The following is a 25,628-nucleotide window of genomic DNA, read 5'->3' as shown; positions in this document are numbered from 1 at the left end:
AAATTCATAAAACTAAAGTTTATTAAGCAATTTTACATAATGACTGATTATGGAATATATAAACGTTCTATAATGTTCTGCGTTATGTAACTTTGCTTTGGCTAAAAGCGAAATTTAATACATCATTTCCTTTATTTTTTTCTTCTAAAAATTTTCTCTAGAATCTTAATGGAACACGCTTTTTACGAAACGACGATAGGAGAGTAGTGGAATGTGTGTGGAATGGCAATTGAAATATTTTTCTTATATTTATTGCAATCATTTGATATTTAGTGATTAACTCTCCTTTTTAGCAAAAATAATAGCACAGTTTTTAATAATTACCCACTATTGGGTATGTTTTAGCATTTTCAAATTCTATAATTTTATTATGAGTTCAAAAGCCAGAGAATTGTTTATTGGGGAGATTATTTCTAAGATTGAGGAATATAGGCAACGATATAAGTTATACAAATTTCTTTTTTTATTTACAAAAGCAATGTCAATTGTAGTGGTTGGAGCTGTAATTCCTGGTCTTGCAATTATTTTTGCAGGTAAAAATTTAACAAAAATCATTGCTTGGGTAAGCTTTTTTATTGGTGTATTAGCAGCCATTGACACATTATTTAAATTTAAAAGCCAATGGAAAAATTATGAATTATTTCATATTTCTTTGTCATCTGAATATAGAAAATACAAGTTTAAATCTGATGGCTATGAAGGGCTTGATGATGAACAAAGTTTATCAAGATTTGTCAAAATTGTTACTGATTTAGAGGAGATTAGCAGAAAAGACAAAATGGAAATATTAGATAAAGCTGAACAACTTCCAGATTTAGATGTTCAAAGAGAGTAATCTTCTTAAAAATATTTGATGTTCAAGTTCAAGTATCATTCTCTTATAAAATATAACATTATTACCATATATCCAAAAAACGAAAAACATTATATAAGTATTTACCAGCAAATTGAAAAAATAACTTTTAAACCAAAATATTATGAGTTGTGAAACAAAAGAATTAGAATTTAACCAAGCTTTGAAAAGTGTCCAAATTGATTTAGAAAATGAATTAGCAAAAATAGCCCAAGAAGCAGAAGAAAAATCTATTGAATTAGAGCAAGAATTTGAACAAGAAAGTGATTTAGCAAATGGTGTTGCTGTTACGGCAGGTACAGTTATTGGTGGAACCATAGGAGGTCCAGCTGGAGCTGTTATTGGTGGCGCAACTGGAAAATTAATAGGCTCACTATTTACGATTGAAACTTCTTATTCTGAAGAACGAATTTCATTGGATATACCTACTATAACAATGAGGAGTGAAACTTGGAAATTTGATGTTCCGCAAGTTACAGTCAAAGACAATGATATTATCTTCGATGTACCAACTTTGGTGATGAAAAGAAAAAAAGGCCCTAAAATTCCTCATAGTACAACTCGAATGAAAACGAAATGTACTGGTTCAGGTATGTTTCGTGTATGTCTAGATGTTCCACAAACAACAATAACTTGGGAACAAACATATTTAGATGTGCCTACTTACGAAAATCGAAAACAAAGAATTGTAATTGGAGTTCCTGAAGTTACAATGAAAGAGCAAAAAATAGTTTTTGATATACCTGAAATAAAACTTGAACAGAAAGACATGATATTCAGAATTCCTTCAATTACTATCCGTTTTGCCAAAGATGCAGGGAAAAAGATGGCTGAAGCAGCTGGATCAATAGCTTCTCAAGCTGAAATGGCTTCAGCACAAAAAAGAATGGCTATTAAGGAAAGAATTGTTGCAGAAGTTATTGAACCTGCAAAAGCTATGTTCGAATGTTATAAAAATAAATTAAGTTCTAATCGCAAAAGAATAATGGATTTTTATGACCCTGAAATTAATAAACTTACTGATTCTCTAAAAGCATTGAAAGCTAAAGGTGTTCCAGAAAATGACAACGATTATATAAATCAGAAGAACCAATTAGATAGTTTAATTTCAAAAAGAAATGAATCTGTAGAATCTATTGATAAAGCTTTAAATGATTTAACAAATAGCTCAAAAAAAGCTATAGAAGCATTATTGAATTTTGGTTAAAAACTAAACCTCGAGTTTATGAGTTCCTATTTTCAATTAGTACTTGAGTGAAGAAACACTTTATTAATAAACTTATAAAAAAAATAAATATTTAAAATTTTAGTAATAAAATATTTACATTTACTAAATTTGATTTCTACACTATGATAACTTAATGCGTAATAGAGAAGTTTTAATAACAAAAATAATTAGTCATTTAGCAATACTTAAAGGAGAAGTAAGTTTGCGTAGTAAAGTTAATCTGCAAGACATTAATATACACGCTGAGCAGTTTTATAAAATTATGCTAAACGACATTCTCGATATTAATTTGGAAAATATAAATATTGTTGAACAGAATGTTGCAGTCATAGATTTAGGAGATAGAATAAATAAAATTGCTATTCAAGTTACATCAGATAATTCTAAAAATAAAATAAAAGAAACTGTTTCTGCTTTTAACGAAAAAGAATTATATAAGCACTACAACAAGCTTAAAATACTTGTAATAAAAGATAAGATTAAAAGAGATGATGTTATTAAAAATGATAACTTTTCTTTTGATATGGGCAAAGATGTAATAGATGTTCCATATATTATAACTAAAATTCAAGATATTGATGATTTAGACAAGGTCATTAAAATTGAAAAATGGTTAAGTGATGAATTGGTTCATCCTTACTATAAATCTAAAATAGAGTCTAAACCAAATGAAGTAAAAACATTTATTAATTTAATTGATTTCATTAGTGATGAAGATAATCATAAAACTTTTAAAACAGAGGATGAACCAGACCCTAAATATAAAATTGAAAAACGATTTAAGGAATACGCAACTTTTTTAAAAAAACTATATTCGGATTTGTATCTTGATTATGCTTACGCATTAGAATTAGCAGAAAACAATACAGATATTTCTTCTGTAAAAATAAGAAAAATAGGTGCTTACCTTAAAGATGTTAGTAATAAACATCTAATGAGTAGTGATAATAACCCAGAAGATGCATTAGAAAATTTAAGTTCTTTTTTTAACGATCTTTTTATAAAAGAAGGATTATCTTTTGATCAAATGGCTGTGAAATTTTATTTAATACATCAATTAATTAGATGCAATGTTTTTCCAAACTAATATGAGCTCATTAATATCTAAAGATGAAAAGGTAAAGAAATCTATAGTCTATATTGGTTATTTAATTTTAAAAGAATTGAGTAAAAGAGAAGATAAAAAAATTTCTATTTACGATATTGCAAGTCTTTTGAAAAAAGAAAACCTTTTAAATAATGAACAATTGAATTATTCACTAATGCTTTTATATGCAACAGATATTGTTGATTTTGAAGAACCCTATATTTTTTCAAAATGATAAGAATAAAAAAGTTATACACTTATCCAGAAATAATTAAGCCGATTTATTTTAAAAAAGGATTAAACTTTATATTGGGTGAAAAAGACGAATCTTCTAATAAGACTAATGGAGTTGGAAAATCTATGTCAATAGAATTTTTAAACTTTTGCTTGTTAAGAAAGAAAACAGGTAGCAGAGTTTTTAAAATCCCAAAAGCAATTTTAAATCCCGATACCAAAATATGTTTAGATTTAAAAATAAACAATAAAGATTTAACAATAATTCGTACAGTTGCAACAGATGATAAACCAGAAATTACTTTAGATGGGAATACGGTTACTTTTGATAGTATTGAAAATGCTTTAAATTATTTAAATGATTTATTTTACACTAATAAGTCAAAGATAAATTTGAATCCTTCATTTAGAGAGTTATTAAACCCGAGTATCAGAGATGAGCGATCTGAATTTAAAGATATTGTAAGTTATTTTGATACTAAAAATAGAGTTCCTGCAGATCATACAACAACACTTTATTTACTTGATTTTGATATTGCCGCTTATCGTCTTGCTCAAAATACTATAACAGAAATTGATAAATATTCTCGCTATATAAGCGATTTAAATAAAAGTTTAACTCAAAATGGTCTAAAAAGTCTAACTGATGTTAGAGCTGAAGTTAACTCTAAAGAAGAGGAATTAGAAAAACTAGAAAATGATTTAGAGGAATTAAAAACATATGAATCATTTGAGAAAGTAGAAGATGATTTAATTAGTATAGATTTGGCTTTAAACGAGTTAAGAACCCAACAAACATATTTAAAACTTAGTATTCAAAAAATAAGATTATTACCAGAAATAGAAAAGATTGATGAGGCAGATGTTTTATTTATTTACGAGCAATTTAAGCAAGGATTAGGTAATCAATTAAAAAAATCTTTTGAACAAGTTAACAGTTTCAAAGAAAAAATTGAAAATTTTCAAAATCATATAGTCAACGAGAAATTAAAAACTCTTTTAGCAAAACATAAAATAATTAATAAAAAGATTAGATCTCTAGATGACAACAGGTCAGGATTATTAAAGGCAATTGATAAAAAAGGAGTGTTTAAAAATTTGAAACAAAGTTTAGCAATATATCATAGAAAAAGTGAAGAATCAAGTAATATTAGAACACAATTAAAGAGCTATGATTATAATAAACAACACAAAAATAGATTAAAATCAAACAAGTCTAATTTAGTAACAAAAGTAGACGAGGAGATTGTTAATAATGATAGTAAAATAGATAGTTTTAACAAAACAATAGCTAATATTCATCAGTATATTATGGGGAATAAAGGTTGTTCATTTACTATTGAAACTGTTAATAGAGATACTTATAGAGACATAGTGAAATTTAATATGTCAATAGATTATGGTGGTAGTCATAGTGTAGAAAGAGCAAAAGTTTTCATTTATGATGTCTCATTATTATTAAATCAATTTACAAAGATTAAGCATCCAAGACTTTTAATCCACGATAATATTTTTGATGTTGACCAAGATACACTACTAAGAAGCCTTAATTTTTTATATTCAATTGAGGACAATAATTCCTTTCAGTATATATTAACTTTAAATAGTGATAAAGTAGATGATGATAGCTCTAAAAAGTTCTTAGATTTTAACATACACGACTACGCTAGGGCAATTTACACTAAATCAAATAGATTCATAATTGGTGATAAATATTCAGAAATTGGTTAATCTACTAAAATTAACTTCTTTTTCCCGTCCCATAATTAACCCGTTTCTTAAAATCAATCACTTCATCCTTTAGTTTCTTATTTGCATTATCAATTAGCTCATTCTGAATTTTCATAATGCGTAATAAGTCGTGAATCGCGTTTAAATTATCTAGTTGAGTATATACGATTTTCTCAAGGTCGGCTTTGGTGTATTTAGGATATGGCATAAAATTTGAAATAAAGTTATTAACAATTAAAATTTAACTAAAAATTATATTTATATAATTTTAACTTACATAAAGTTAATTCAAACTTATAATAAAAAATTCAAAAACGCAAGTTTGGATTAATAAAATTTAATTTAAACTTATGTTTTAATAAGTATGTATTATATATTTAAGGTAGAATACATCATACAATCATGGCAGTAGATAGGATAAATAGAATAAAAGAAGTTTTAGTGATTCAAGGAAAATCGCAAGTATGGCTTGCAGAAGAACTTGGAAAAAGTACGACTTCTGTAACTGCATTTTGCAACAATAAATCTCAACCACATTTAAAAGATTTAAAAAAGATAGCAAAAATCTTAGATGTAGATATTAGAGAGCTTTTAGTTTCTACAAAATGACTGCGTTAGAGTTTCTAAAATCAGAATTAAAAAGTCATAACATAGAATTAACCGCCAAAACTGATGGGAGGGAAGGAGTTGACTTTTTAATTGGAAATAATCAATTATACCTACAATCCATAGATTTAGACACCACATAACGAAGTAAGTTTAATGACAAGTTTGTCTAATTGGGAGATTAATGTTTCTGCTAATACAATTCCAGAATTAGCAAAGTATTCGCTAGAAAACATGATTGAAAAACTAAAGTAATAACCTCATATAATTTTGGCTAAAACGTGACGTGGACAAAAAGATATTTAAAACCAGGAGATGTAGAAGAAGGATACTATTTTGATATAGGAACATATGTTTGTAAAAACCACTTTAACGATTGTTTTTTAAATGAATACATCGGAAAACAAGGAGAAAAAGGTATTTGTTCTTATTGTAATAAGAGACTTATTGTAATTGAACTAGAAGCTGTTTTAACTTTAATTGCTGTTGGTTTAGATTATGTTTATGAAGATCCTGCAAATGGCAGATATTTGAATAAAGATTCTGAGTATGGTTTTGATGGAAACGTACAACCTTTTGAGGAAATATGGTGGGATGATCCATTTGATTTAAGGATAGAAGATGATAAATTACTTGAAGACGTAAGTAATCAACTTTCAACAGGTCAATTATATTGTGAACGAAATGAATTTGGCTCTCACGAAGAATATTTAGATGATTTATGGAATCACTTTAAAGAAGTATTAAAGCATAAGGCTAGATTTGCTTTTCACTTTTCTGAAACATTTCAACAATGGAATTTATCCGATCCTGCCGATATTTTACATCAAGTAGAAGCTACTATACTTAAGCATAATATGATAACTATACTCAAAACTAAAACAATATTATATAGAACTAGACAACATACTATAAAATAAAAAATGAAGTTAGTGACGCATCTAAAATAGCTTCATTACCTAACTCCCAAAATAAAACAGCAGGAAGAATGAATGCTGCTGGAATATCATTATTTTATTGTAGCAAACATAAAGGATTAACAATTTCAGAAATAAAAAAGCTTTAAGGCTAGTTGATTTAACAAAACTTCCAGATGTACCATCTATTTTTGATGAAGAAAAAAACGATTCAATAGATATAATTTCCTTTATGAATTCATTTGTTACCGAAGTAAGTCTTCCTGTTCTTAAAAAAGATTCGGTTCTAGAATATCTACCGACTCAGGTAATTACAGAATATATAAGATACAATCCTGATTTAAATGTTGATGGTATGATATATAATTCTGCAAAGGATTCTAACGCTAAAAATATAGTATTATTCTACGATCACGAGGAGTCTATAGATAACTTAGATTTTTCTAAATCAAGTATTAAAACATCTTTGATTAGAGATTTATAATCCTGTGACTTGTATTAGTTCAATGTTCAATAGAAGCAGGATGTTAAAACGACCTCATACTAATTTTGGCTAAAACAATAGGTGAATGGAGCGTCCATATTTTAGGGGTCTAGTAATACACAATCTTAAGAGTTCTAATCTTAAATGTACCTAAAAGCAGTCTTAAGAAGTTAGCCTGTTTCCTAAAATATAGCGTAACGAGCCGTAATTGTTTCCAAAATTATATGCAGTCTTGAATTTTTGTTTCTTTTGTTTCAAGACAAAAGATATTTCGCTAATTGTTATAAAATGTACTATAATTAATATTATGTAAAATAGAATTTTAATTCACCCCTCTATATATCACACTGTAATGTTAAATTTCAACTAAACTTATAAGTTCCTCTTTTATAATACGACTGATACAACTATATTTGTTTGCCTTTAATTTACATGAAAACCATGAAGCCTAAACCAAAGTCTAAGACTGATAAAAAAAGGATACGTTTATTACACCAGTATTATAGTTATACTGGGTTTTATAGTTTTGTTTGGCAGGCCGTTAAAAAAGCTTTGCCAATAATTCTTATACTAGTTGCCGTAATTTATGTTATAAATCACTTTTTTGATATCAATGATGCTTTGGTCCGTATAACAGAAACGCTTCCGGCATATGGTGTACTCACATTCTTTTTTGTGTCAGAAACTCTTTTAGGTATTATACCTCCAGAGGTTTTTATTGCCTGGTCTGGAAAAATGCCTAGTCCTTGGCTATATCTTGGGTTTTTAGCTTTTTTATCATATTGCGGTGGTCTTATATCTTATTGGTTGGGAGTTTTCATTACAGAGATTCCTAGTGTGCATAACTATTTGGAGGTTAAAATGGAAAAACAGCTAAAGAACTCTAAAAAATGGGGAGGCTTCCTTATTGTTGTAGGTGCTTTATTGCCACTACCCTTTTCCATGTCTTGTATAGCTGCTGGGATTATTCACTTTCCATTTAAGAGTGTTGTCCTTTATGGTTCACTACGTTTATTGCGTTTTGCCATTTACGGACTCATAATCTTTAATGTCTTATAAAAGAGACTAAAATCTAGGCTCTTAAGTTTCCACATTGTATTTTTGTATTTTAAAGAAACCTTATGTTATCATTTATCAATATATTTAGATTAGTTGCTTTTCTAGAGGGTGTTTCATATATCTTATTACTTTTTATAGCAACACCTATAAAGTATATTTCTGGCGATCCACAATACGTAAAAATGCTAGGCATGCCACACGGTCTTTTGTTTATGGGCTATGTTATTTTAGCTTTTATGTATAAAAAAGAAACGGAATGGACTAAAAATCAGTTTTTAATCATTCTGTTAGCCTCTATAATTCCTTTCGGAACCTTTTACATTGATCATAAATATTTAAAACGTCTTACCTAATGCAAGAAAAATACCGTCATTTTATCTATGATTATCTAACCGAATTTGGCATTTCTGATACTACAGCAGAATATTTAAATATGTTTGGGCTACTCCTTATATTAATTATTGTTGTATTTATTATTGATTTTGTAATTCGTAAGATTCTGGTAAAGACTTTTTATCAGTTTGCTTCGGTATCAAAAACAAATTTTGATGATTTACTAGTTGCTAATAAGGTTCCTCGTAATATCGCACATATCATTCCACTCCTAATAGCCATGGAATTCACACCTAATATTTTTAGGGATTTTCCGAATTTCGATGGTGTTATTGAAAAAGGACTTCAAGTCTTTGCTATTGTCCTTACACTATGGATTGTAAGGAGTTTTCTCAATACCTTAAAGGATTACTTTAAGACACTGCCTCGCCTAAAAGATAAACCGATTGATAGTTATATTCAGGTTTTTATGATTTTTGCGTGGGTAGCAGGTTTTATGTCTGCTATTGCGATAATTACAGACACTCCTTTTATTAAATTCTTAACCGCTTTAGGTGCAGCTTCGGCAGTAATTATACTTGTTTTTAAGGATACTATCTTAGGCTTTGTGGCTAGTATTCAAGTGTCAATTAATGACATGGTGCGGATTGGTGATTGGATTACGTTTGAAAAGTATGGCGCTGATGGTGATGTGATCGAAATCAATTTAGCGACTGTAAAAGTTCAGAACTTTGATAAAACAATAACGACTATTCCAACCTATGCGTTGATTTCTGATTCTTTTAAAAACTGGCGTGGGATGGTGAGTTCTGATGGTAGACGTATTAAGCGTTCGGTATCAATTAAGATGGATAGTGTAAACTATCTTAATAAGGAACGTTTAAAAACACTTAGTGGTATTGAGCTTATAAGCACTTATTTAAAGCAACGACAAGCTGATATTGATCGTTATAATAATGATCATAATATTGATAAATCTATACCTTTAAATGGTCGGAATCTCACCAATTTAGGCGTTTTTAGGAAGTATGTCCAGACCTATATCGAGAATCACTCAGCTATAAATAAGGATATGACTATTATGGTAAGGCAATTGGCTCCTACCGCTCAAGGAATTCCTATCGAGATCTATGCCTTTAGCAATGATAAGCGCTGGGAGAATTATGAATATATAATGGCAGATATATTCGATCATTTAATTGCAGCACTTCCCTACTTTGATTTGGAACTATTTGAATTCCCTAGTGGTTCCAATTTCAAAGGATTAAATATTACTGAATAATTTTAGTTTTAACGGATAACATGTTACTTCAAAAGGATTTGTCTCTAGGGATGATGTAAAGGCAGGATAACATTTAAAAAATAAACTAGTGTTAATTTTAAAATAAAATAAAAACTTCTAACTTACTTTAACACTATTCTACTTTTTTTATTAATTCATTAAGTTTTAATTACATATACTTTAACAGGAATAGATAAGTTATAAAGATAGTTTTGTCTGCATCAACAATAAAAAATCTTTTTGTATGCAACCAATTCTAAATTCTAGTGTCTATAACCTATGTACATTTAAATATAATAGTATATGAGATTAAAATTCTACTTACTTATTCCTTTTCTATTGTTCTTTTTAAAAATAGGGTTTACACAAAATTTAGAGGAAACAAACTACCCTACTAACATCTCTTCAAGATCTTTTTTAGATAGAACCGAATTTAAAGTGAGTTATTTTGGTAATACTTTCTGGAACAATGGTTTAGTCTTTGGGACTGAATACCTATGGAAAGAAAAGCAGAAAACTAAAAACAGAAAACGAGGACAAAGAACAAATACGCATCAGTTTCTTCTAAACGGAAATCTAGGTTTCACGACTAATTTCTCAACTAAAACGGACACGGGAATCTTTACAAATTATGGAGTGACCTGGAGAAGAACTAATAAAAAGGGGAAACAATTTAGTATAACAGTTAATCCTTTAGGATATTATCGCTCTTTTTTACCCGAAACCTATGAAGTTAAAGGAGATCAAGTGGATAAAGTCTTTCTTCCTGGAAGAGGCTATTACGCACCATCTATTTCTGTAGGTATTGGTAAACAAAGAAAAGGTAAAAAACTAACAGGGCGATTTTTTAATATCAACTTCATGTTACGAACGCCTTACAATGCAGGTGCTTTACCTGCTTTTAATTTCCAATACGGTTACCGTTTTAATTTTAAAAAGAAAAAAAGAGATGCAAAAAATAATTAATACTAACTCAAAACTATTATTTCTAATAGTTATTTTATGGACCGTCTTCTCATGTTCTAAGAACGACAACCTTAATAATTTAGATGAGACCATATTTGTGAGACATAAAGATGCAGATATGCCAGCTTATATTCATGGTAATGCTTCAGAAAAAGTATTTCTTATCATACTACATGGTGGCCCTGGAGGTACTGGATTAACCTATCGTGCTAATACCATTAAAAGTGACATTGAAAAAGAATGTGCCGTTGTTTATTTTGACCAAAGAGGCTCAGGAATGTCTCAAGGTAGCTATTCTGAAAACGGAATAAGCGTTGATATTATGGCAGAAGATGTATTAGCACTCGTAAAAGTTATTAAACATAAATATGGGGATGATTCTCGATTTTTCCTGATGGGACACAGTTGGGGCGGCACATTAGGGACTTCTGCTTTATTAAAAGATCAAAGTGACTTTTCAGGGTGGATTGAAGTAGGCGGTGCTCACAATACTCAAGGCCTTTATTTTGAATACATCGCTAATTTTAAAAGAGTAGCTTCAGAACAAATTGAAGCTGGAAATAGCATCGATTTTTGGCAAGGTGTTCTTGATTTAGTAAATAATGTAAATCAAACTCAATATAATGAAGATGATTCGTCCAAAATGAATAATAAAGGCCATCAGGCTGAAGAAAAATTCGAAAATGATAATGTTATTAATAAGTGGAAAAACGATAGTAGTAGGACTATTTTTAAGTATAATATATTAACCACATTATGGACTGGTAATAAAACGCAATCCATTTTAGGAGATCAAGGGCTCTGGGAAGACCTAAATTATACCGGTAGACTTCCAGAAATCACAGTTCCTTCTTTAATACTCTGGGGGAAACATGATGCTATAGTACCTCCAAAGTTTGCTCAAGAAGCTTTTGATAATTTAGGCTCTAGTAACAAAGAATTAGTCATTTTTGAAAGGTCTGGACATTCCCCTATGTTTAATGAAGGTCCTTTATTTGCTGAAAAAGTCATTCAGTTTATCAATGAAAATAAATAGCAAGAGCTCTTTTTATTGAAAAAAAAACCTGTTAAGCATCATACTTAACAGGTTTTTAAATATAATTAGAGTAGTATTAATTCTAAATATTAGCAGCTAACCAGTCCCCTACTTCTTGGGTTCCATACGCTTTTTCACCATTGGCTAAATCCTCTGTTACAACACCTTCAGATAACGATTTATTTACAACGTCTCTAATAGCTGCACCTTCTTCTGGTAAATTAAAAGCTGTTTCAAACATCATAGCAGCAGATAATACAGTTGCTAAAGGATTAGCTATGTTTAATCCTGTTGCTTGCGGATACGATCCGTGAATTGGCTCAAATAAAGCAATGTCACTTCCCATAGACGCAGATGGCATCAATCCCATAGATCCTGAAATCACAGAAGCTTCATCTGTTAAAATATCTCCAAACAAGTTTTCAGTAATCAATACATCGTAACTATTTGGCCATTGTACAAGTCTCATGGCAACAGCATCAACAAATTCATAACTTACTTCTACCTCTGGATAGTCTTTTTCCATAGCTTGAACCGTTTCTCTCCATAAACGAGATGTTTCTAAAACATTTGCTTTATCAACACAACAAAGCTTTTTAGAACGCGTCATCGCTAATTCAAATCCTTTTTTTGCTAAACGCTGTACTTCAGCTCTTGTATACACACAGTTATCGTAAGCCGTTTCACCTTCATCTCTTCTCCCCTTTTCTCCAAAGTAGATCCCGCCTGTTAATTCACGTAAAAACACTAGATCTGTACCTTCTATACGTTCCTTTTTTAGTGGCGATTTATCTATTAATGATGGAAATGTAAACGTTGGTCTTACATTAGCGAATAAGCCTAATTTTTTACGCATTTTTAATAGTCCTTGCTCTGGACGTACCTTTGCAGAAGGATCGTTATCGAAACGTGGGTGACCAATAGCACCAAATAAAACCGCATCTGAAGCAGCACAAATGTCATGTGTAGCATCTGGATAAGGTTCTCCAACAGCATCAATCGCTGCTGCACCAGTTAATGCTGGTTTCCAAGTTATTTCGTGTCCAAATTTTTTAGCAACAGCGTCACTAACTTTTACAGCTTGATCTATTACTTCTGGTCCTATACCGTCTCCGGCTAAAAGCGCAATATTAAATTTCATTTATTTTGTTTTATTGTAATCTTAATTAATAATAATGTTTAGCATTTTTTCGGTGGCTTTAATAGCAGACACCGTTTGATCTGAGTCCAGACCGCGTGTTTTAAACTCCTTTTCAGGGTTTTTCCAGGTAATAATGGTTTCACACAAAGCATCAGAATGACTTCCAGGAGGAATTCTAACTGCATAATCTATCAAACCTGGCAGCACCATTTTTTTCTTTTTGAAAATGCTTTTGATGGCATTCATAAAGGCATCGAATTGTCCGTCACCTGAAGCATTTTCTTCAAACGTTTCATTGTTTATTGTAATTGAAACCGTTGTAGAAGGTTTTAAGCCTTTTGAATGTGTTAATACATATGAGTTAACTTTTACCTTTTCCTCATAGGTATAATCCAGAACGTCAGAAATGATATATGGCAAGTCTTCTTTAGTGACCACTTGTTTTTTATCACCTAATTCAATGATACGTTGCGTGACCTTTCTTAAATCATCATCGTCTAGCTGAAGTCCTAATTCTTGAAGATTCTTCTGAATATTGGCTTTACCAGATGATTTTCCCAATGCATACTTACGGGTTCTTCCGAAACGTTCAGGCAATAAGTCACTAAAATAGAGGTTCTTTTTATTGTCACCATCTGCATGTATTCCAGCCGTTTGGGTAAATACATTGGCTCCAATAACTGGTTTGTTAGCCGGAATCATAACTCCGGAAAACGTTTCGACCATTTTACTTAAGGTGTATAAGCCTTTTTCATTGACTCCTACTTCTATTTCGGGCATAAAATCGTTAATCACAGCAATCGTACTTGACATAGGAGCGTTACCAGCACGTTCCCCCATACCATTTATGGTTAAGTGAAGTCCATCTGCCCCAGCTTTAAGTGCTTCCATAACGTTAGCGACACCTAAATCATAATCATTATGAGCATGAAAATCGAAATGTAAATTCGGATAGTTATCCTTAATCTCTTTTACAAAATCGTAAGATTCCTTAGGTGTAATTACCCCCAAAGTATCAGGTAACATAATACGTTTTATAGGTTGGGTAGAAAGGAATTCTAGAAACTCAAAAACATAGTCTTTAGAATTACGCATGCCATTACTCCAATCTTCTAAATAGATATTGGTTTCAATACTTTTATCTTTAGCTAGCTGAGTAACTTCTGAAATTTCTTTAAAATGCTGATTAGAAGTCTTTTTAAGCTGATGAGTTAAATGATTTAATGAACCTTTAGTTAATAAGTTTTGTACCTTGGCTCCAGCTTCAAGCATCCAGTCTATAGAAACTCCTTTATCAACAAATGTAAGCACTTCTACAGTGTTTAAATAACCATTATCTTTTGCCCAGTTAGTAACATCTTTAACGGCTTGAAGTTCACCCTCGGATACTCTGGCCGACGCAATTTCTATACGATCAACTTTTAACTCTTCTAATAAAAGTTTTGCAATAGTTAGTTTCTCTAAAGCAGAAAACGACACGCTCGAGGTTTGTTCACCATCGCGCAATGTCGTATCCATTATTTCTATTTTCTTCATTGCCATTTACAGCATCAATCCATTAGCAAATGTTTCTATATCTCCTTTTATGTTTTGTAAATAATCAATATCGTCAAAACCATTCAGCATATTATCTTTTTTGTAGCTATTAATATGAAAAGATTCTTGAGCTCCAGTAGATTTTATAGTAATAGTTTGTTCAGGTAAATTCACCTCTATTTCTGTATTCGCATCTTTGTAAATAGCATCAAAGATTTGTTCAGAAAACTCAGGGCTAACCTGAACAGGTAAAACACCTATGTTTAAACAGTTATTCTTAAAGATATCAGCAAAAAAGCTAGATACTACACAACGAAAACCGTAGTCATAAACCGCCCAAGCTGCATGCTCTCTAGAGGAGCCTGAACCAAAATTCTTTCCTCCTACTAAAATCTTACCGCTATAAGTAGGGTTATTTAGCACAAAATTTTCTTTTGGTGTATTATCACCATGATATCTCCAGTCTCTAAACAAATTGTCTCCAAAACCTTTACGCTCTGTCGCTTTTAAAAATCTTGCAGGTATAATTTGGTCGGTATCAACGTTTTCCAAAGGTAATGGAACCGCTGTGCTTGTTAGTATATTAAATTTATCGTAAGCCATATTTTAGTGTTCAATTGCCAGTGTTGAGTTGGCAGTATTTTTAATTATATTTTATTTGAATCCTTCAAAAGTCCCCTTTGGGGATTACAATAAGTCTCTTGGATCGGTTACTACCCCTGTAACAGCAGCTGCAGCTGCAACTAATGGACTGGCAAGTAATGTTCTGGATCCTGGGCCTTGACGGCCTTCAAAGTTTCTATTAGAGGTACTTACTGCATATTTTCCAGCAGGAACTTTATCATCATTCATTGCTAAACATGCAGAACAACCAGGTTGTCTCAATACAAATCCAGCTTCAGTAATAATGTCTAAAATACCTTCTTCTTTAATCTTGTCTTCTACTTCGTGAGAACCAGGAACTAACCAAGCTGTAACATGATCTGCTTTTTGTTTTCCTTTTACTATAGAAGCAAATGCTCTAAAATCTTCAATTCTACCGTTAGTACAACTTCCTAAAAACACATAATCGATCTTTTTACCAAGCATAGAATCGTTTTCTTCATAGCCCATGTAATCTAACGACTTTTTGTATGTAGCAACACCTCCTTCAACAGCATCAGCATTAGGAATGTTATTTGAAATACCAATACCCATACCTGGATTTGTACCATAAGTAATCATGGGTTCTATATCGCTGGCTAAGAATGTTAATTCTTTATCGAACGTTGCGCCTTCTTCAGTTTTTAACGTTTTCCAATGTGCCACTGCCTTATCCCAATCATCTCCTTTTGGAGATAAAGGCTTATCTTTTAAATATTCAAAAGTGGTGTCATCTGGAGCGATCATCCCTCCACGAGCACCCATCTCGATAGATAAGTTACAAACGGTCATACGACCTTCCATGGTCATGTTTTCAAAAACATCGCCAGCATATTCTACAAAATAACCTGTAGCACCAGACGTTGTTAATTTTGAAATAATATAAAGCGCCACATCTTTAGGCGTCACACCTTTTCCTAATTGCCCATTTACATTAATGCGCATTTTTTTAGGTTTTGGCTGCATGATACATTGTGTCGATAATACCATTTCAACTTCAGAAGTACCAATACCAAAGGCTATGGCACCAAATGCTCCGTGAGTTGATGTATGTGAATCTCCACAAACTATGGTTGCTCCAGGAAATGTAATACCATTCTCAGGCCCTACAACGTGAACAATACCATTTTTTTTATGACCAAGTCCCCAGTGGCTAATACCATATTCGTTAGAGTTATCCTCTAAAGCTTTTAACTGATTTGCAGATAATGGATCTTCAACAGGTAAATGTTGATTAATAGTTGGTGTATTATGATCTGCCGTAGCAAATGTACGCTCAGGGTACAGAACGCTTAGTCCTCTACTTTTTAAGCCTAAAAATGCTACTGGACTTGTTACTTCGTGTATAAAATGACGGTCTATAAAGAATACGTCTGGTCCGTCTTCAATCTTTCTTACAACATGCGAATCCCACACTTTGTCAAATAATGATTTACTCATAAAATATTTTAAAATTAATGTATTGTATATTACAGGTAAGCAAATTTATAAAAAACTACTTTTTATTGCAGTCTTTTAGGTGAATAAGACACTTTGGTATTAAATTTTTATAAAATAACTAATGAATAGTCTGTTTTTTAAATAAAATGCAACAGATTATTAAAATAGCTTATAATTTTAAAACAGGATATTAAAGTAACGTTTGTTGTTTGCTTTCATTAGGAATGGTAAGCGTATAGCCTAATTCGCTATTTAATTTTTTTATAAAATAGGCAGATAATAAAGGGGATTCTTTTTCTATGTTTTGATGAATAAAAAAATCAATTTCCTTAATTCCAGAATCTTTCCAAATTTTCAAACGTTTTACCCAATCATCTAAACGAGAATAGTCTGTTTCGTGATTAGCTCCAACATACCTGATAAATGCTGTGGCATTGGTTAAACGCATATGCATTAAATCACGTCTTCCGGCGGTATCTACAATAGCATTAGAAATGTTGTTCTCTTCTAATAGTTGGTACAATTCTTCGGCTATAGTAGTATCGTTATACCAATTTGTATGTCTAAATTCAATTGCTAAAGGCATTTCTTTTGGCCAATTTTCCACGAAAGTGACTACCCTATTAAAATCTTTCGGGGCAAAATTACTATGCATTTGTAAAAAAATAGTTCCTAGTTTTTCTTTTAAATTAGAAGCATTGTATAAATAGTTTTCAACAATAGCCTGCGTTTCATTTAATCGTTTCCAATGACTTATTTCTTGATTTAATTTAGGAAAGAATTTAAATCCAGATGGTGTTTTATCATACCATGTAGCAAATTGTTCCGCTGGAAAAATTCTATAAAATGTAGCATTTAACTCAATAGAATTGAATTGCCTTGAATAGTAAGTTAGCTCATCTTTAGTGCCTCTTGGATAAAACCCTTTAAGGTCTGCCCTATTCCATTTTGCACAACCAACATAAATTTCGGGAATGTTATCATCTTTTATTTTGTTTAACACTTTATTTGTGTCCAAATGGTCTTTAGGCAAAGTAAAATCAATTATTTCGGGATTCTCTACACTTCCAAATTTCATAGTATACTAGTTTATTCAAAAGTAAATATTTTGAAGTTATTTTTATTGATTTCTTTAGAATAACAAAAATTTAACAATTGATTCTAAAATATTTTATATATTTGGAACGTTCATTTCAAATAAATATGCCAAAAGTAGAAACATTTGATAAAGAGTTAGTCTTAAAAAAGGCTACAAAAGTCTTTCATGACAAGGGTTATAATGCCACATCTATGCAAGATTTAGTAGATGCTACGACTCTTAACAGATCAAGTATATATAACTCTTTTGGAAACAAATTAGATTTATTTTTAGAATGTTTGAAATCATACCAAGATACGTATTTGATTAAAATATCTAAGACTTTAAATAAAGCTGATAATTCATTGCATGCTATTGAACTTCTTTTTGATTTTTATTTGAAAGAAATTATTGAAGACAAAGATGACAAGGGATGTTTGATTACTAATTGCACATCTGAAATGGCAAATCAAGAAGCATCTATTATTAATTTTTTGTCTTCCAATCAAAATTCTTTTATTGGTTTTCTTGAAGACTTAGTTAGTAAAGGCCAGGAAGAATCTATGATCAATCTAAATAGAACTCCTAATGAATATGCTTTGTATTTATTTTCATCTATTCAGGGGTTTAGAACTGCTGGAATTTTAATTTCAAACAAGAAAGCATTGCAAACTATTGCAAAAATTATTATACAAACATTAATTTAATTTTTTTTTAACCTTATTTGGAACGATCATTTCAAATAAAAATATATAAATCATGAGTAAATTGAAAAACAAAGTCGCCGTTATAACTGGCGCAAACAGTGGAATTGGCTTAGCAACTGCCAAATTATTTTTAAAAGAAGGCGCTAAAGTTGTTATTTCCGGTAGACGACAAGAAGCTTTAAATGAAGTAAAAGAAACATTGGAAGGCGATTTTATTACGGTTTTGGCTGATGTCTCTAAAGCAGAAGACAATACCAAACTTATAAAAGAAGCAACAGACAGATTCGGGAACATAGATATTTTATTTCTAAATGCAGGCATTGCCCCTATTGCTCCTACTGAAACGATTGACGAACATCATTATAATGATGTTTTTAACACGAATGTAAAAGGCCCTATTCTAGCTACAAAAGAAGCTTTGCCACATTTAAATGATGGCGGTACTATATTGTTTACTGGCTCTATTGTTAATCAAAAAGCTTTTGATGGTTTTGGAGTATACTCTGCTAGTAAAGGTGCTTTACGTGCTTATTCAAAAGTATTAACATCGGAAGTAAAATCTAGAGGTATACGTGTAAATACTATAGCTCCAGGACCAATTGATACTCCTATTTACGGAAAAATGGGATTGCCAGAAGACGTTTTAGAGGAAACGGGAAACGGGTTCGCAGCGATGGTACCTCTAGGCCGCTTTGGAACTTCTGAAGAAATAGCAAAAACAGCATTGTTCTTAGCTTCTGATGATGCTTCTTATATAAATGGTGTTGAATTAGAAATTGATGGAGGTATGAGTCAAATCTAACGTTCATTTTAATCATTTGTCCATTATTTAAATTAATGAATTTTGTTGAAATTTCACTTTAAAGGTAATTTCAATAGAAATTACGAGTCTGTATCTTGAATGACAAACCACACATAAAAGACTGAAAACAAGTGTTTTCAGTCTTTTTGTTGATAAGATCGTTAACAATTATGAGCTATCTGGTTTTTTTTTAGTTTCAATAATCGATACTTTTATAAAAACCAATATCATGAACACAAGACAATTTAACCTAAAAAGTATTCGTCCAGAAGTTCTTTCTACTACTATTAATGATACGATGAGTGGTGATGAGCGTTTTCAAAACTTAGTTTTAAGACCCATAGTAAAGTTGCAAAGTGATTTGCTCATAGCGGTTTTTAAAAACTATATTGTTAAACATAAATCAGGTTTTTATGATTTATCTATAGAGAAACGAATTTCCTATATTGAAAATGCGATTCAAAGAGATATGAAGTTCAGAAATTCTTTAAAAGGTATGATTATTGGACAATTTACTGTTGAAGAATATGAGTTATATATACTAAATTCATCTGCTTTAAATAAACGGATGATGCGTATTGTTAAAGAACGCATTCTTAGTAATATTCAACTTTTCGAAAAACCAGAGTTGCTTACTGCTGTATAGATTAAAAAGATTCTGAGGGGGGCATACAAATTCAAGTGATATTTAGTTGAACTAGAAAGATTACCACGTCGATTCTCTCCTACCATTGACGTTATTTTATAAGTGGTTAATTTAAAGTTATTTGTCAGAGCCTTTCGACTTCGCTCAAGACAGGCTAAAGCGAAGAATCTTTGGATAAATTTCTAGAGATTCTTCAGTCGTTCCTCCTTCTGAATGACATCTGATAACGTCATTTCATACGCTTGATAAAAAAATTTTCAAGGTCTCGAAATGACAAGTTAAATTAAAGAAACACCATTTAAATCTGTGGTGAGCACATCACTCATATAATCAAAATAAGGTCTAATAGCCTTAAATGACTCGTTTACGTTTTTTATGAAGTTAGCATCCAGAACGTCTTTATCTGTATACTTCTTAGTGAATATATATTGTTTCTTTTTTATCAGATCAATCGCTTTATGTTCTTTGCTAAAGCCTTTTGGAGCTGTTTTCACCTCGTCACCAACAAAACTATCACCCCAAACAGTGTTGAACTTTTTATTGGCTAGTATCTCACGAATTTCGCTATCGTCCATTTCGAATTCTTTTCTAATACGCAATAAATCCGCTGGAGCTGGTTCCCAAAAACCTGTAGCAATAAAGCTTTCATTATTTGGCTGAATGTGAAGATAGTAACCTCCTCTTAATCTAGGCTTTGTTCTATGAAACGACCCTCCAAAATGTGTTTTATAAGGATCTTTGTTTTTTGAAAAACGTACGTCTCTATAAATTCTAAACATTTTTATCTTATCAACTTCGTCATGTGTGTTAAGAGTATCGAAAATCGAGTTATAGACTTGTTTAACCTCCGCTTCCATGGTCTTAAATTCTTTCTTTCTTTCATTAAACCAATCTCTATTGTTATTTTTTTCTAATTTTTTGAAAAAATCTAATGCTTCTTTTGGAACAGTTACACTCATGTTTATTATGTATTTTAAAAATTGATTATCGTGTTAAAATTTGGTTAGCGCTTTAATATAATGTGAGGTAAATTACAAAAATCACTTAATTATTCAAATTCAATCTTGTTAAGAATTAGTCCTGATGCAGGTGCTATATACTCCATTCTTGTATTGTTATTGGGTAATAGGCTTGTTTTAATAGCCTCTATTGTTAGTTTGCCTTTTCCTAAATCGATTAGTGTTCCCATCATTAATCGTATCTGGTTTCTCATAAATCCTTTTCCTTTCACTCTTAATATATAAGAGTTTTTAGGAAAAAAATTAGCTGAATAAATCGTGTTCTCTACTAATTCGCATAGTAAAATTTCTCTATTATAAATACCTTGATCTGTAGGCTTATAGCAATATGATTTAAAATAGTGTTCACCTTCAAAAAGTTTAGCAGCTTGTTTCATAACATGAATATCCAGATCATCAAGGATGGTTGTCATGATTGGAGCACAAAATGGATGGCATTTTTCTCCGAAAGTAAACAAATAAAGATATTCTTTAATTTTTGAGTGGTTTATGATATTAAACTCTGCGTTTACTTCTCGTATACTAGTCGCTCTTATATCTTGAGGCAGGTTATGATTAAAAAGGTCTAAAAAAGCTTCATGATCTTCAATAGGGTCAAACAGAAACAATTCAAAGGCAGCATTTTCGGCAGATACCATAGCATCTGTTCTACCAGAACTTAAACTCTTAAATCGCTTGCCTTCAAGAATAAAATTTAAAGTTCTGTCTACCATCAAATGAAGCGTTTTTACATTGGGCTGCTTCTGCCAACCGTGAAAACGATATCCTAAATATTGGATAGTAAAAACGTAAAAATATTTTTTCATTTTTTAATTTAAATCAGGGTCGAAAAATACGTTCTTTATTAATTGTGACAAAAATTTATATCCCGTATGTCTAATTAATTCACTAAACACTCTAGAATGAAGTTTGTAACAGTAACACAAAAAGGAATCACTTTTGATTAGCAAGAAGCATTGATGGTAGTTCTTTTAATCCCAGCACCATAGTATATAAACAATAAAACAGATCCCGATTAAGGCTTTATAAATTGACCAAGAAAATTACGACTATGCTCCTTCAAGCTCACTTGTATCAATAACTCATCATTTATTGTTAGTTTGGCCGAAGCATGCCTTAACAATTGCAAATAGTCCTTTTTAATAGGTGTTAAAGAAAACTCTAATGGGTTTGCTAAATAACCATTAATATCTATATAAGCTTTTAATTTATACGTTTCTTCTTTTAACAAATCACTACGAAACTGCTTTTTAGTAAAAATAGTTAAGCGACTATCTTGTCTTCTTGCATACATTTTATAAATAGGTATACTTGCAAAAAGTGTGTCATTTTCAATAATTTGTATGGCTTTATTTTTATAAAAATACTCGTATAGATTAGCCTCATTTCCTAAAGTAATTGTCGTATTTGGGGTATTAAGCTTTTGAACAGATTTTTTCTCTATTTTATTAAAATCATCATCGTACTCATACGTAACAATAGTATCAACTTCTTTAGTAATAGCTTTTAAATTAAACGTTATATTTCCATTCCAATTATCAACAATAGAATCCATCGATAGTTTTGTGAAATTGTCGAATTTCTTCTTGTTCTTATCCAATATAAAAGAGCTGAAGAGATGATGATCTTTATTTATTTTACTTGCAAAAAATCCAATTGAATTGTCGGAATGCTTAAAGTAAGTATCTGTTATAAATAGATTAGAACGGAGCGTTCCTTTAATTTCAAAAAGGCCCTTTTTAAAATCTGCTTCTAAAAGATCGTCATCTAAACTGGCATAGGTAATATCACTTTTTGAATTCGAAATTAGCTTGAGTAGATCCTTGTCTTTTTTATAAAAATTAGTTTCTTTAAAAACAGTTTGAATAGCTGTATTTACAGATGTATGTTGTTGCTTTTTATATACAATTAAAACCTTTTCACCAGATACCGCTATCACAATTTTACCCTTACTAAACAATTCCAGTTTTTTATCTGTAGATTCTTTAAACCCTTCTTGCAACAAACAATCTCTAAGTTCAGTATGATCTTTAATCTTTATGGCATTACTAAACCAAGCTCCTTTAAAATTAGATTTGTTGGAGAAAAAAAACAGGTTTCTTGGAATAACAAATGCGTTGTTGAATGATGATTTGTGTTTTTCTTCTTTAGACTTAAAGCTAATGTATTTAAATGGATTCTTAATCGCATCAACTAACAAATGATGTTCTATTTGTCGAAGATCAATTTGCAAGATCTCGGTAGCGGTAATCGGGATTTTATTTTCTATTATTAAAGAACGCTTATACCTAAAAAGATATAGTACCAGAACCGCAATAGTAATAGCCAATAAAAGATAACCTAGCTTTTTTTTCATTTACCTTTACTTAGCTAGAGCTTCAATAAGATTAAAAAATACGTTTAATGAATTTCCATGAGAATTTGACGTATTGATTTTTATTTCTGATTGTATTTTATTTCCTTTCATCTTAGAGGATTTAAAATAGGCATCTTTAAGATTGTCCTTGGCATAATCAAAATATCTACGCTCTTTCCTGCTTAGTTCTGAAACTGGGACTTTAGATATTAGTTTCTCCCCATTTATATAAAATACAGAGCTATTATTTTTTATTAGTTTTTGATGCTTTCCTAAATTCTTAACATAGCGGTTATTCACAATATTCGAGATTTTCTCCTCAGAGCTAGTAAAGAATAAAATATCATTTTTCACTACCACATATAAATCGAATGGCATGTCTTTTTTGGGTACATTTATCTTATAATAACCTTCTTTATTTGCAATTAGTTTATGTTTAATACCTAAACGAACAACCTTATTTAGCAAGGCTTCTTTTTTAGACCCAATCATGATCATAAAATCGGGTACGACTTCTTTTTTTGTCTTTGTTACTTCTTTGCTTTTATAATTCTCGTCGTATTCGTATGTTGTATAGGTTACTTCTTTCTCTCCAAAATCATTCAACACAAATAACATATCACCAGTCATTAATTCCCCTATGGCTTCTTCATCTAATAAAAGAGATAAAAATTCGCCGCTTAGGTTCACTTCCTCCTTATAATTTGGCATAATTCCACCATACATGCTCGTCATTAATGCAGGGTATTCTTCCAGAAGCGCCTGTGTATTCATAGAAAAGCTCATATAAGCCAAGATATCATTCTGATTGAAATAATTATAAAAGTTCTTGTTCATTTTAGAATTATAGAAACTTTTAAATGTCTTTTGCCATTCAGAACTCACTTCCATTTGGGTAGTCAATCTAGTAGCTTCTTCATCAAAATATAAATTAGCCGTTATACTTTTAACCCCGTATAAATTGGATGCAGACTTTAATGCGTCTAGACTTGAAACACCCATTTTATTATAGATACCAGACATAGCTCCAAAAATTAATTGACTGTAGTTTTGAACCCAAACAGATGCTACTGCATTTTTATCTTTACTTGCTATATAGTTTTTACTATTTGAAATAGAAGTTCCCCCATGTCCTTTAAAAATATTTAGAGCATGTGCTTTGGTCCATCGAGAAGTGATTTTTTTCTTCACTTTATAATATGATACCCCTTCATTTTCTGGTTCGGCCATAAAGCGTTCTTCATTTTCTTTAAAGTAGTTATAATGCTTTTCATACCCTGTAAATAAAAGTAAGTTATCATTCCATACGGTAATGGAACTGTTATCTGCCATGATATGTAGTCCTCCTTCTGAAATGATTTTTTCTTTATCCCTTGTAGACAATAAGCTTTCAAACTTATTTTTATCGGTCAACTTAACTAAAAAATTATGATAACTGATACTATCTGTTCTCGTATAAAAGTAAAATGCTTTTGAGTTTATGTCGAACCCGAGGTCTTTAATACTAGACACAATAAAAGTAGAATCCGTTTTTCTATTTACCTTTTTAAATATTTTTTTAGCAAAATTAAAATTATCAAATTCGGTAATGGAAATCAACTCGATTATACGATCTCCATTTATGGAAATAACGGCCTCTGAGCTGCTTGGTATTTTGCTTTCAATGTTTTGCGCTATACTTACAAATGATATAAAAACAGCCGCTAATAGTAGGTTTTTTTTCATGATAATTACTTGAGTAGTTTTATTTGGTTTTTGATTGAATTTTTATTTTTAATGACATCTTGAGCATTCACCTTTAGCATAATTGCTTTTTTACTCCCTGATATTTTAGCAGTGGGATTTTTTGATGAAACAATTGGGCTTTCAAAACGATAAATAGTAGTCATTGTAGCCGTTTCGAACACCTTACGATCTTCCATGTTTGTTTTTTCAAATGCTTTGGAAAGATCATAATGATAGTTTCTTGTAAACGTATTTTTAGATGTATCGAAACTAAAATGCTTTTGTTGTTTTATGATGGCTGCCTCTTTTTTTGAGCTAAAATTAGAGATTACCATATTTAAGGCTTCAACATTTGTAAAATCACAAGAAACCACAAAAATATATTCGTTAAAATTAGAAGAATTTTGAACGTTTGAAATACCTTCAATTTGTTTTACTTTCTGGATGACTTGAGCTATTTTATTTTTAATCTCTGTTTTAGAAGGTACCTTATAATTGTTAACGCTATCAAGTAGCATCATAGAATTTAACTTCGTTTTACTCTGGCTTAGATTCATGGTGAGTGTAACATGACCCGAACCATCTTTATTGAAACTAACCTCTTCTATAATTTCGAAACAGCTAGTACAGAAACTAAACAATCCCAAAAGAAAAACTTTAAATATCTTCTTGCGCATCACAATTTATGAGTAGCAAATTTAATAGAATTGTTACAATTAA

General features: G+C 30.8%; 27 protein-coding genes. 17 read left to right on the top strand and 10 right to left on the bottom strand.

All coding sequences use genetic code 11. The features are described 5' to 3' along the window. Positions 1–370: 370 nt before the first annotated feature. From Q4Q39_RS10355 to Q4Q39_RS10290, 14 genes are all read left to right on the top strand, one after another. A complete protein-coding gene (locus Q4Q39_RS10355; RefSeq protein ID WP_303282377.1) occupies positions 371–835 on the top strand; it encodes a DUF4231 domain-containing protein in 465 nt (154 codons plus the stop codon). Between the two features lie 142 nt (positions 836–977). Further along, positions 978–2,060, top strand: coding sequence for a hypothetical protein (locus Q4Q39_RS10350; RefSeq protein ID WP_303282376.1), 1,083 nt, complete (start codon positions 978–980; stop codon positions 2,058–2,060). Positions 2,061–2,214: 154 nt separating this feature from the next. Next, a complete protein-coding gene (locus Q4Q39_RS10345; protein WP_303282375.1) occupies positions 2,215–3,168 on the top strand; it encodes an SMEK domain-containing protein in 954 nt (317 codons plus the stop codon). Position 3,169: 1 nt separating this feature from the next. Continuing rightward, positions 3,170–3,403, top strand: a complete 234-nt coding sequence (locus tag Q4Q39_RS10340; protein ID WP_303282373.1) for a hypothetical protein — start codon at positions 3,170–3,172, stop codon at positions 3,401–3,403. Beyond that, positions 3,400–5,133, top strand: a complete 1,734-nt coding sequence (locus tag Q4Q39_RS10335) for a DUF2326 domain-containing protein (protein WP_303282372.1) — start codon at positions 3,400–3,402, stop codon at positions 5,131–5,133. Before Q4Q39_RS10340 ends, Q4Q39_RS10335 begins: the two co-directional genes overlap by 4 nt. A gap of 402 nt (positions 5,134–5,535) precedes the next feature. Further along, complete coding sequence (locus Q4Q39_RS10330; RefSeq protein WP_303282370.1) at positions 5,536–5,742, top strand: helix-turn-helix transcriptional regulator; 207 nt, start codon at positions 5,536–5,538, stop codon at positions 5,740–5,742. Next, a complete protein-coding gene (locus Q4Q39_RS10325) occupies positions 5,739–5,882 on the top strand; it encodes a hypothetical protein (protein WP_303282369.1) in 144 nt (47 codons plus the stop codon). Before Q4Q39_RS10330 ends, Q4Q39_RS10325 begins: the two co-directional genes overlap by 4 nt. Positions 5,883–6,020: 138 nt before the next feature. Then, a complete protein-coding gene (locus Q4Q39_RS10320; protein WP_303282367.1) occupies positions 6,021–6,659 on the top strand; it encodes a HEPN-associated N-terminal domain-containing protein in 639 nt (212 codons plus the stop codon). A 229-nt stretch (positions 6,660–6,888) separates the two neighbouring features. Next, positions 6,889–7,140, top strand: a complete 252-nt coding sequence (locus tag Q4Q39_RS10315) for an RES family NAD+ phosphorylase (protein ID WP_303282366.1) — start codon at positions 6,889–6,891, stop codon at positions 7,138–7,140. 441 nt (positions 7,141–7,581) lie between these two features. Further along, complete coding sequence (locus Q4Q39_RS10310; RefSeq protein WP_303282365.1) at positions 7,582–8,199, top strand: YqaA family protein; 618 nt, start codon at positions 7,582–7,584, stop codon at positions 8,197–8,199. A gap of 62 nt (positions 8,200–8,261) precedes the next feature. Continuing rightward, the gene (locus Q4Q39_RS10305) at positions 8,262–8,552 is read left to right on the top strand and encodes a DUF3817 domain-containing protein (RefSeq protein ID WP_303282364.1); all 291 of its coding nucleotides are present in this window, start codon (positions 8,262–8,264) and stop codon (positions 8,550–8,552) included. Then, on the top strand, positions 8,552–9,814 hold the full coding sequence (locus Q4Q39_RS10300; protein ID WP_303282363.1) for a mechanosensitive ion channel family protein: 1,263 nt from the start codon (positions 8,552–8,554) through the stop codon (positions 9,812–9,814). Before Q4Q39_RS10305 ends, Q4Q39_RS10300 begins: the two co-directional genes overlap by 1 nt. A gap of 303 nt (positions 9,815–10,117) precedes the next feature. Next, positions 10,118–10,780 (top strand): hypothetical protein, encoded by a 663-nt coding sequence (locus Q4Q39_RS10295; RefSeq protein WP_303282362.1) that lies wholly within the window; start codon positions 10,118–10,120, stop codon positions 10,778–10,780. Continuing rightward, positions 10,764–11,816 (top strand): alpha/beta fold hydrolase, encoded by a 1,053-nt coding sequence (locus Q4Q39_RS10290; RefSeq protein ID WP_303282361.1) that lies wholly within the window; start codon positions 10,764–10,766, stop codon positions 11,814–11,816. The genes Q4Q39_RS10295 and Q4Q39_RS10290 overlap by 17 nt, the downstream gene beginning before the upstream one ends. Before the next feature lie 82 nt (positions 11,817–11,898). Here the strand turns inward: Q4Q39_RS10290 and leuB are convergent, their stop codons facing one another. The 5 genes from leuB to Q4Q39_RS10265 all read right to left on the bottom strand — a co-directional run bounded on the left by leuB (position 11,899) and on the right by Q4Q39_RS10265 (position 17,653). Then, on the bottom strand, positions 11,899–12,957 hold the full coding sequence (gene leuB, locus Q4Q39_RS10285) for a 3-isopropylmalate dehydrogenase (RefSeq protein WP_303282360.1): 1,059 nt from the start codon (positions 12,955–12,957) through the stop codon (positions 11,899–11,901). Between the two features lie 21 nt (positions 12,958–12,978). After that, positions 12,979–14,499, bottom strand: a complete 1,521-nt coding sequence (locus Q4Q39_RS10280) for a hydroxymethylglutaryl-CoA lyase-like TIM-barrel protein (protein WP_303282358.1) — start codon at positions 14,497–14,499, stop codon at positions 12,979–12,981. Then, positions 14,500–15,096 carry a 3-isopropylmalate dehydratase small subunit gene (gene leuD, locus Q4Q39_RS10275; protein ID WP_303282357.1) on the bottom strand — a complete coding sequence of 199 codons (597 nt, stop codon included), beginning with the start codon at positions 15,094–15,096 and terminating at the stop codon, positions 14,500–14,502. It lies immediately after the preceding gene. 84 nt (positions 15,097–15,180) lie between these two features. Next, positions 15,181–16,575 carry a 3-isopropylmalate dehydratase large subunit gene (gene leuC / locus Q4Q39_RS10270; RefSeq protein ID WP_303282356.1) on the bottom strand — a complete coding sequence of 465 codons (1,395 nt, stop codon included), beginning with the start codon at positions 16,573–16,575 and terminating at the stop codon, positions 15,181–15,183. A gap of 190 nt (positions 16,576–16,765) precedes the next feature. Next, positions 16,766–17,653 carry a DUF72 domain-containing protein gene (locus Q4Q39_RS10265; RefSeq protein WP_303282355.1) on the bottom strand — a complete coding sequence of 296 codons (888 nt, stop codon included), beginning with the start codon at positions 17,651–17,653 and terminating at the stop codon, positions 16,766–16,768. Positions 17,654–17,778: 125 nt separating this feature from the next. Between Q4Q39_RS10265 and Q4Q39_RS10260 the strand changes: the two genes are divergently transcribed. The 3 genes from Q4Q39_RS10260 (at position 17,779) to Q4Q39_RS10250 (ending at position 19,808) form a co-directional block, all read left to right on the top strand. Next, positions 17,779–18,360, top strand: a complete 582-nt coding sequence (locus Q4Q39_RS10260) for a TetR/AcrR family transcriptional regulator (RefSeq protein ID WP_303282354.1) — start codon at positions 17,779–17,781, stop codon at positions 18,358–18,360. 52 nt (positions 18,361–18,412) lie between these two features. Then, positions 18,413–19,162 (top strand): SDR family NAD(P)-dependent oxidoreductase, encoded by a 750-nt coding sequence (locus Q4Q39_RS10255; RefSeq protein ID WP_303282353.1) that lies wholly within the window; start codon positions 18,413–18,415, stop codon positions 19,160–19,162. 229 nt (positions 19,163–19,391) lie between these two features. Next, a complete protein-coding gene (locus tag Q4Q39_RS10250) occupies positions 19,392–19,808 on the top strand; it encodes a glyoxalase (RefSeq protein WP_303282352.1) in 417 nt (138 codons plus the stop codon). Between the two features lie 278 nt (positions 19,809–20,086). Here Q4Q39_RS10250 and Q4Q39_RS10245 read toward each other — a convergent pair whose 3' ends face one another. The 5 genes from Q4Q39_RS10245 to Q4Q39_RS10225 all read right to left on the bottom strand — a co-directional run bounded on the left by Q4Q39_RS10245 (position 20,087) and on the right by Q4Q39_RS10225 (position 25,585). Beyond that, complete coding sequence (locus Q4Q39_RS10245) at positions 20,087–20,767, bottom strand: DUF2461 domain-containing protein (RefSeq protein WP_303282351.1); 681 nt, start codon at positions 20,765–20,767, stop codon at positions 20,087–20,089. An 89-nt stretch (positions 20,768–20,856) separates the two neighbouring features. Further along, positions 20,857–21,633 (bottom strand): tRNA pseudouridine synthase A, encoded by a 777-nt coding sequence (locus Q4Q39_RS10240; RefSeq protein ID WP_303282350.1) that lies wholly within the window; start codon positions 21,631–21,633, stop codon positions 20,857–20,859. Between the two features lie 209 nt (positions 21,634–21,842). Then, a complete protein-coding gene (locus Q4Q39_RS10235) occupies positions 21,843–23,183 on the bottom strand; it encodes a hypothetical protein (RefSeq protein WP_303282349.1) in 1,341 nt (446 codons plus the stop codon). Positions 23,184–23,189: 6 nt separating this feature from the next. Beyond that, the gene (locus Q4Q39_RS10230) at positions 23,190–24,908 is read right to left on the bottom strand and encodes a hypothetical protein (protein WP_303282348.1); all 1,719 of its coding nucleotides are present in this window, start codon (positions 24,906–24,908) and stop codon (positions 23,190–23,192) included. Positions 24,909–24,913: 5 nt separating this feature from the next. Next, positions 24,914–25,585 carry a hypothetical protein gene (locus tag Q4Q39_RS10225; RefSeq protein ID WP_303282347.1) on the bottom strand — a complete coding sequence of 224 codons (672 nt, stop codon included), beginning with the start codon at positions 25,583–25,585 and terminating at the stop codon, positions 24,914–24,916. Positions 25,586–25,628 lie beyond the last annotated feature (43 nt).

The sequence above is a fragment of the Flavivirga amylovorans genome (assembly GCF_030540875.1).
In the GTDB taxonomy this organism is placed as follows: Bacteria; Bacteroidota; Bacteroidia; order Flavobacteriales; family Flavobacteriaceae; genus Flavivirga; species Flavivirga amylovorans.
This window is presented reverse-complemented; position numbering and strand designations above follow the sequence as displayed.

Coding starts and splice junctions, on each gene's coding strand:
- Q4Q39_RS10355 (WP_303282377.1), top strand. CDS start 371: ATGAGTTCAAAAGCCAGAGAATTGTTTATTGGGGAGATTATTTCTAAG.
- Q4Q39_RS10350 (WP_303282376.1), top strand. CDS start 978: ATGAGTTGTGAAACAAAAGAATTAGAATTTAACCAAGCTTTGAAAAGT.
- Q4Q39_RS10345 (WP_303282375.1), top strand. CDS start 2,215: ATGCGTAATAGAGAAGTTTTAATAACAAAAATAATTAGTCATTTAGCA.
- Q4Q39_RS10340 (WP_303282373.1), top strand. CDS start 3,170: ATGAGCTCATTAATATCTAAAGATGAAAAGGTAAAGAAATCTATAGTC.
- Q4Q39_RS10335 (WP_303282372.1), top strand. CDS start 3,400: ATGATAAGAATAAAAAAGTTATACACTTATCCAGAAATAATTAAGCCG.
- Q4Q39_RS10330 (WP_303282370.1), top strand. CDS start 5,536: ATGGCAGTAGATAGGATAAATAGAATAAAAGAAGTTTTAGTGATTCAA.
- Q4Q39_RS10325 (WP_303282369.1), top strand. CDS start 5,739: ATGACTGCGTTAGAGTTTCTAAAATCAGAATTAAAAAGTCATAACATA.
- Q4Q39_RS10315 (WP_303282366.1), top strand. CDS start 6,889: ATGAATTCATTTGTTACCGAAGTAAGTCTTCCTGTTCTTAAAAAAGAT.
- Q4Q39_RS10310 (WP_303282365.1), top strand. CDS start 7,582: ATGAAGCCTAAACCAAAGTCTAAGACTGATAAAAAAAGGATACGTTTA.
- Q4Q39_RS10305 (WP_303282364.1), top strand. CDS start 8,262: ATGTTATCATTTATCAATATATTTAGATTAGTTGCTTTTCTAGAGGGT.
- Q4Q39_RS10300 (WP_303282363.1), top strand. CDS start 8,552: ATGCAAGAAAAATACCGTCATTTTATCTATGATTATCTAACCGAATTT.
- Q4Q39_RS10295 (WP_303282362.1), top strand. CDS start 10,118: ATGAGATTAAAATTCTACTTACTTATTCCTTTTCTATTGTTCTTTTTA.
- Q4Q39_RS10290 (WP_303282361.1), top strand. CDS start 10,764: ATGCAAAAAATAATTAATACTAACTCAAAACTATTATTTCTAATAGTT.
- leuB (WP_303282360.1), bottom strand. CDS start 12,957: ATGAAATTTAATATTGCGCTTTTAGCCGGAGACGGTATAGGACCAGAA.
- Q4Q39_RS10280 (WP_303282358.1), bottom strand. CDS start 14,499: ATGGCAATGAAGAAAATAGAAATAATGGATACGACATTGCGCGATGGT.
- leuD (WP_303282357.1), bottom strand. CDS start 15,096: ATGGCTTACGATAAATTTAATATACTAACAAGCACAGCGGTTCCATTA.
- leuC (WP_303282356.1), bottom strand. CDS start 16,575: ATGAGTAAATCATTATTTGACAAAGTGTGGGATTCGCATGTTGTAAGA.
- Q4Q39_RS10265 (WP_303282355.1), bottom strand. CDS start 17,653: ATGAAATTTGGAAGTGTAGAGAATCCCGAAATAATTGATTTTACTTTG.
- Q4Q39_RS10260 (WP_303282354.1), top strand. CDS start 17,779: ATGCCAAAAGTAGAAACATTTGATAAAGAGTTAGTCTTAAAAAAGGCT.
- Q4Q39_RS10255 (WP_303282353.1), top strand. CDS start 18,413: ATGAGTAAATTGAAAAACAAAGTCGCCGTTATAACTGGCGCAAACAGT.
- Q4Q39_RS10250 (WP_303282352.1), top strand. CDS start 19,392: ATGAACACAAGACAATTTAACCTAAAAAGTATTCGTCCAGAAGTTCTT.
- Q4Q39_RS10245 (WP_303282351.1), bottom strand. CDS start 20,767: ATGAGTGTAACTGTTCCAAAAGAAGCATTAGATTTTTTCAAAAAATTA.
- Q4Q39_RS10240 (WP_303282350.1), bottom strand. CDS start 21,633: ATGAAAAAATATTTTTACGTTTTTACTATCCAATATTTAGGATATCGT.
- Q4Q39_RS10235 (WP_303282349.1), bottom strand. CDS start 23,183: ATGAAAAAAAAGCTAGGTTATCTTTTATTGGCTATTACTATTGCGGTT.
- Q4Q39_RS10230 (WP_303282348.1), bottom strand. CDS start 24,908: ATGAAAAAAAACCTACTATTAGCGGCTGTTTTTATATCATTTGTAAGT.
- Q4Q39_RS10225 (WP_303282347.1), bottom strand. CDS start 25,585: ATGCGCAAGAAGATATTTAAAGTTTTTCTTTTGGGATTGTTTAGTTTC.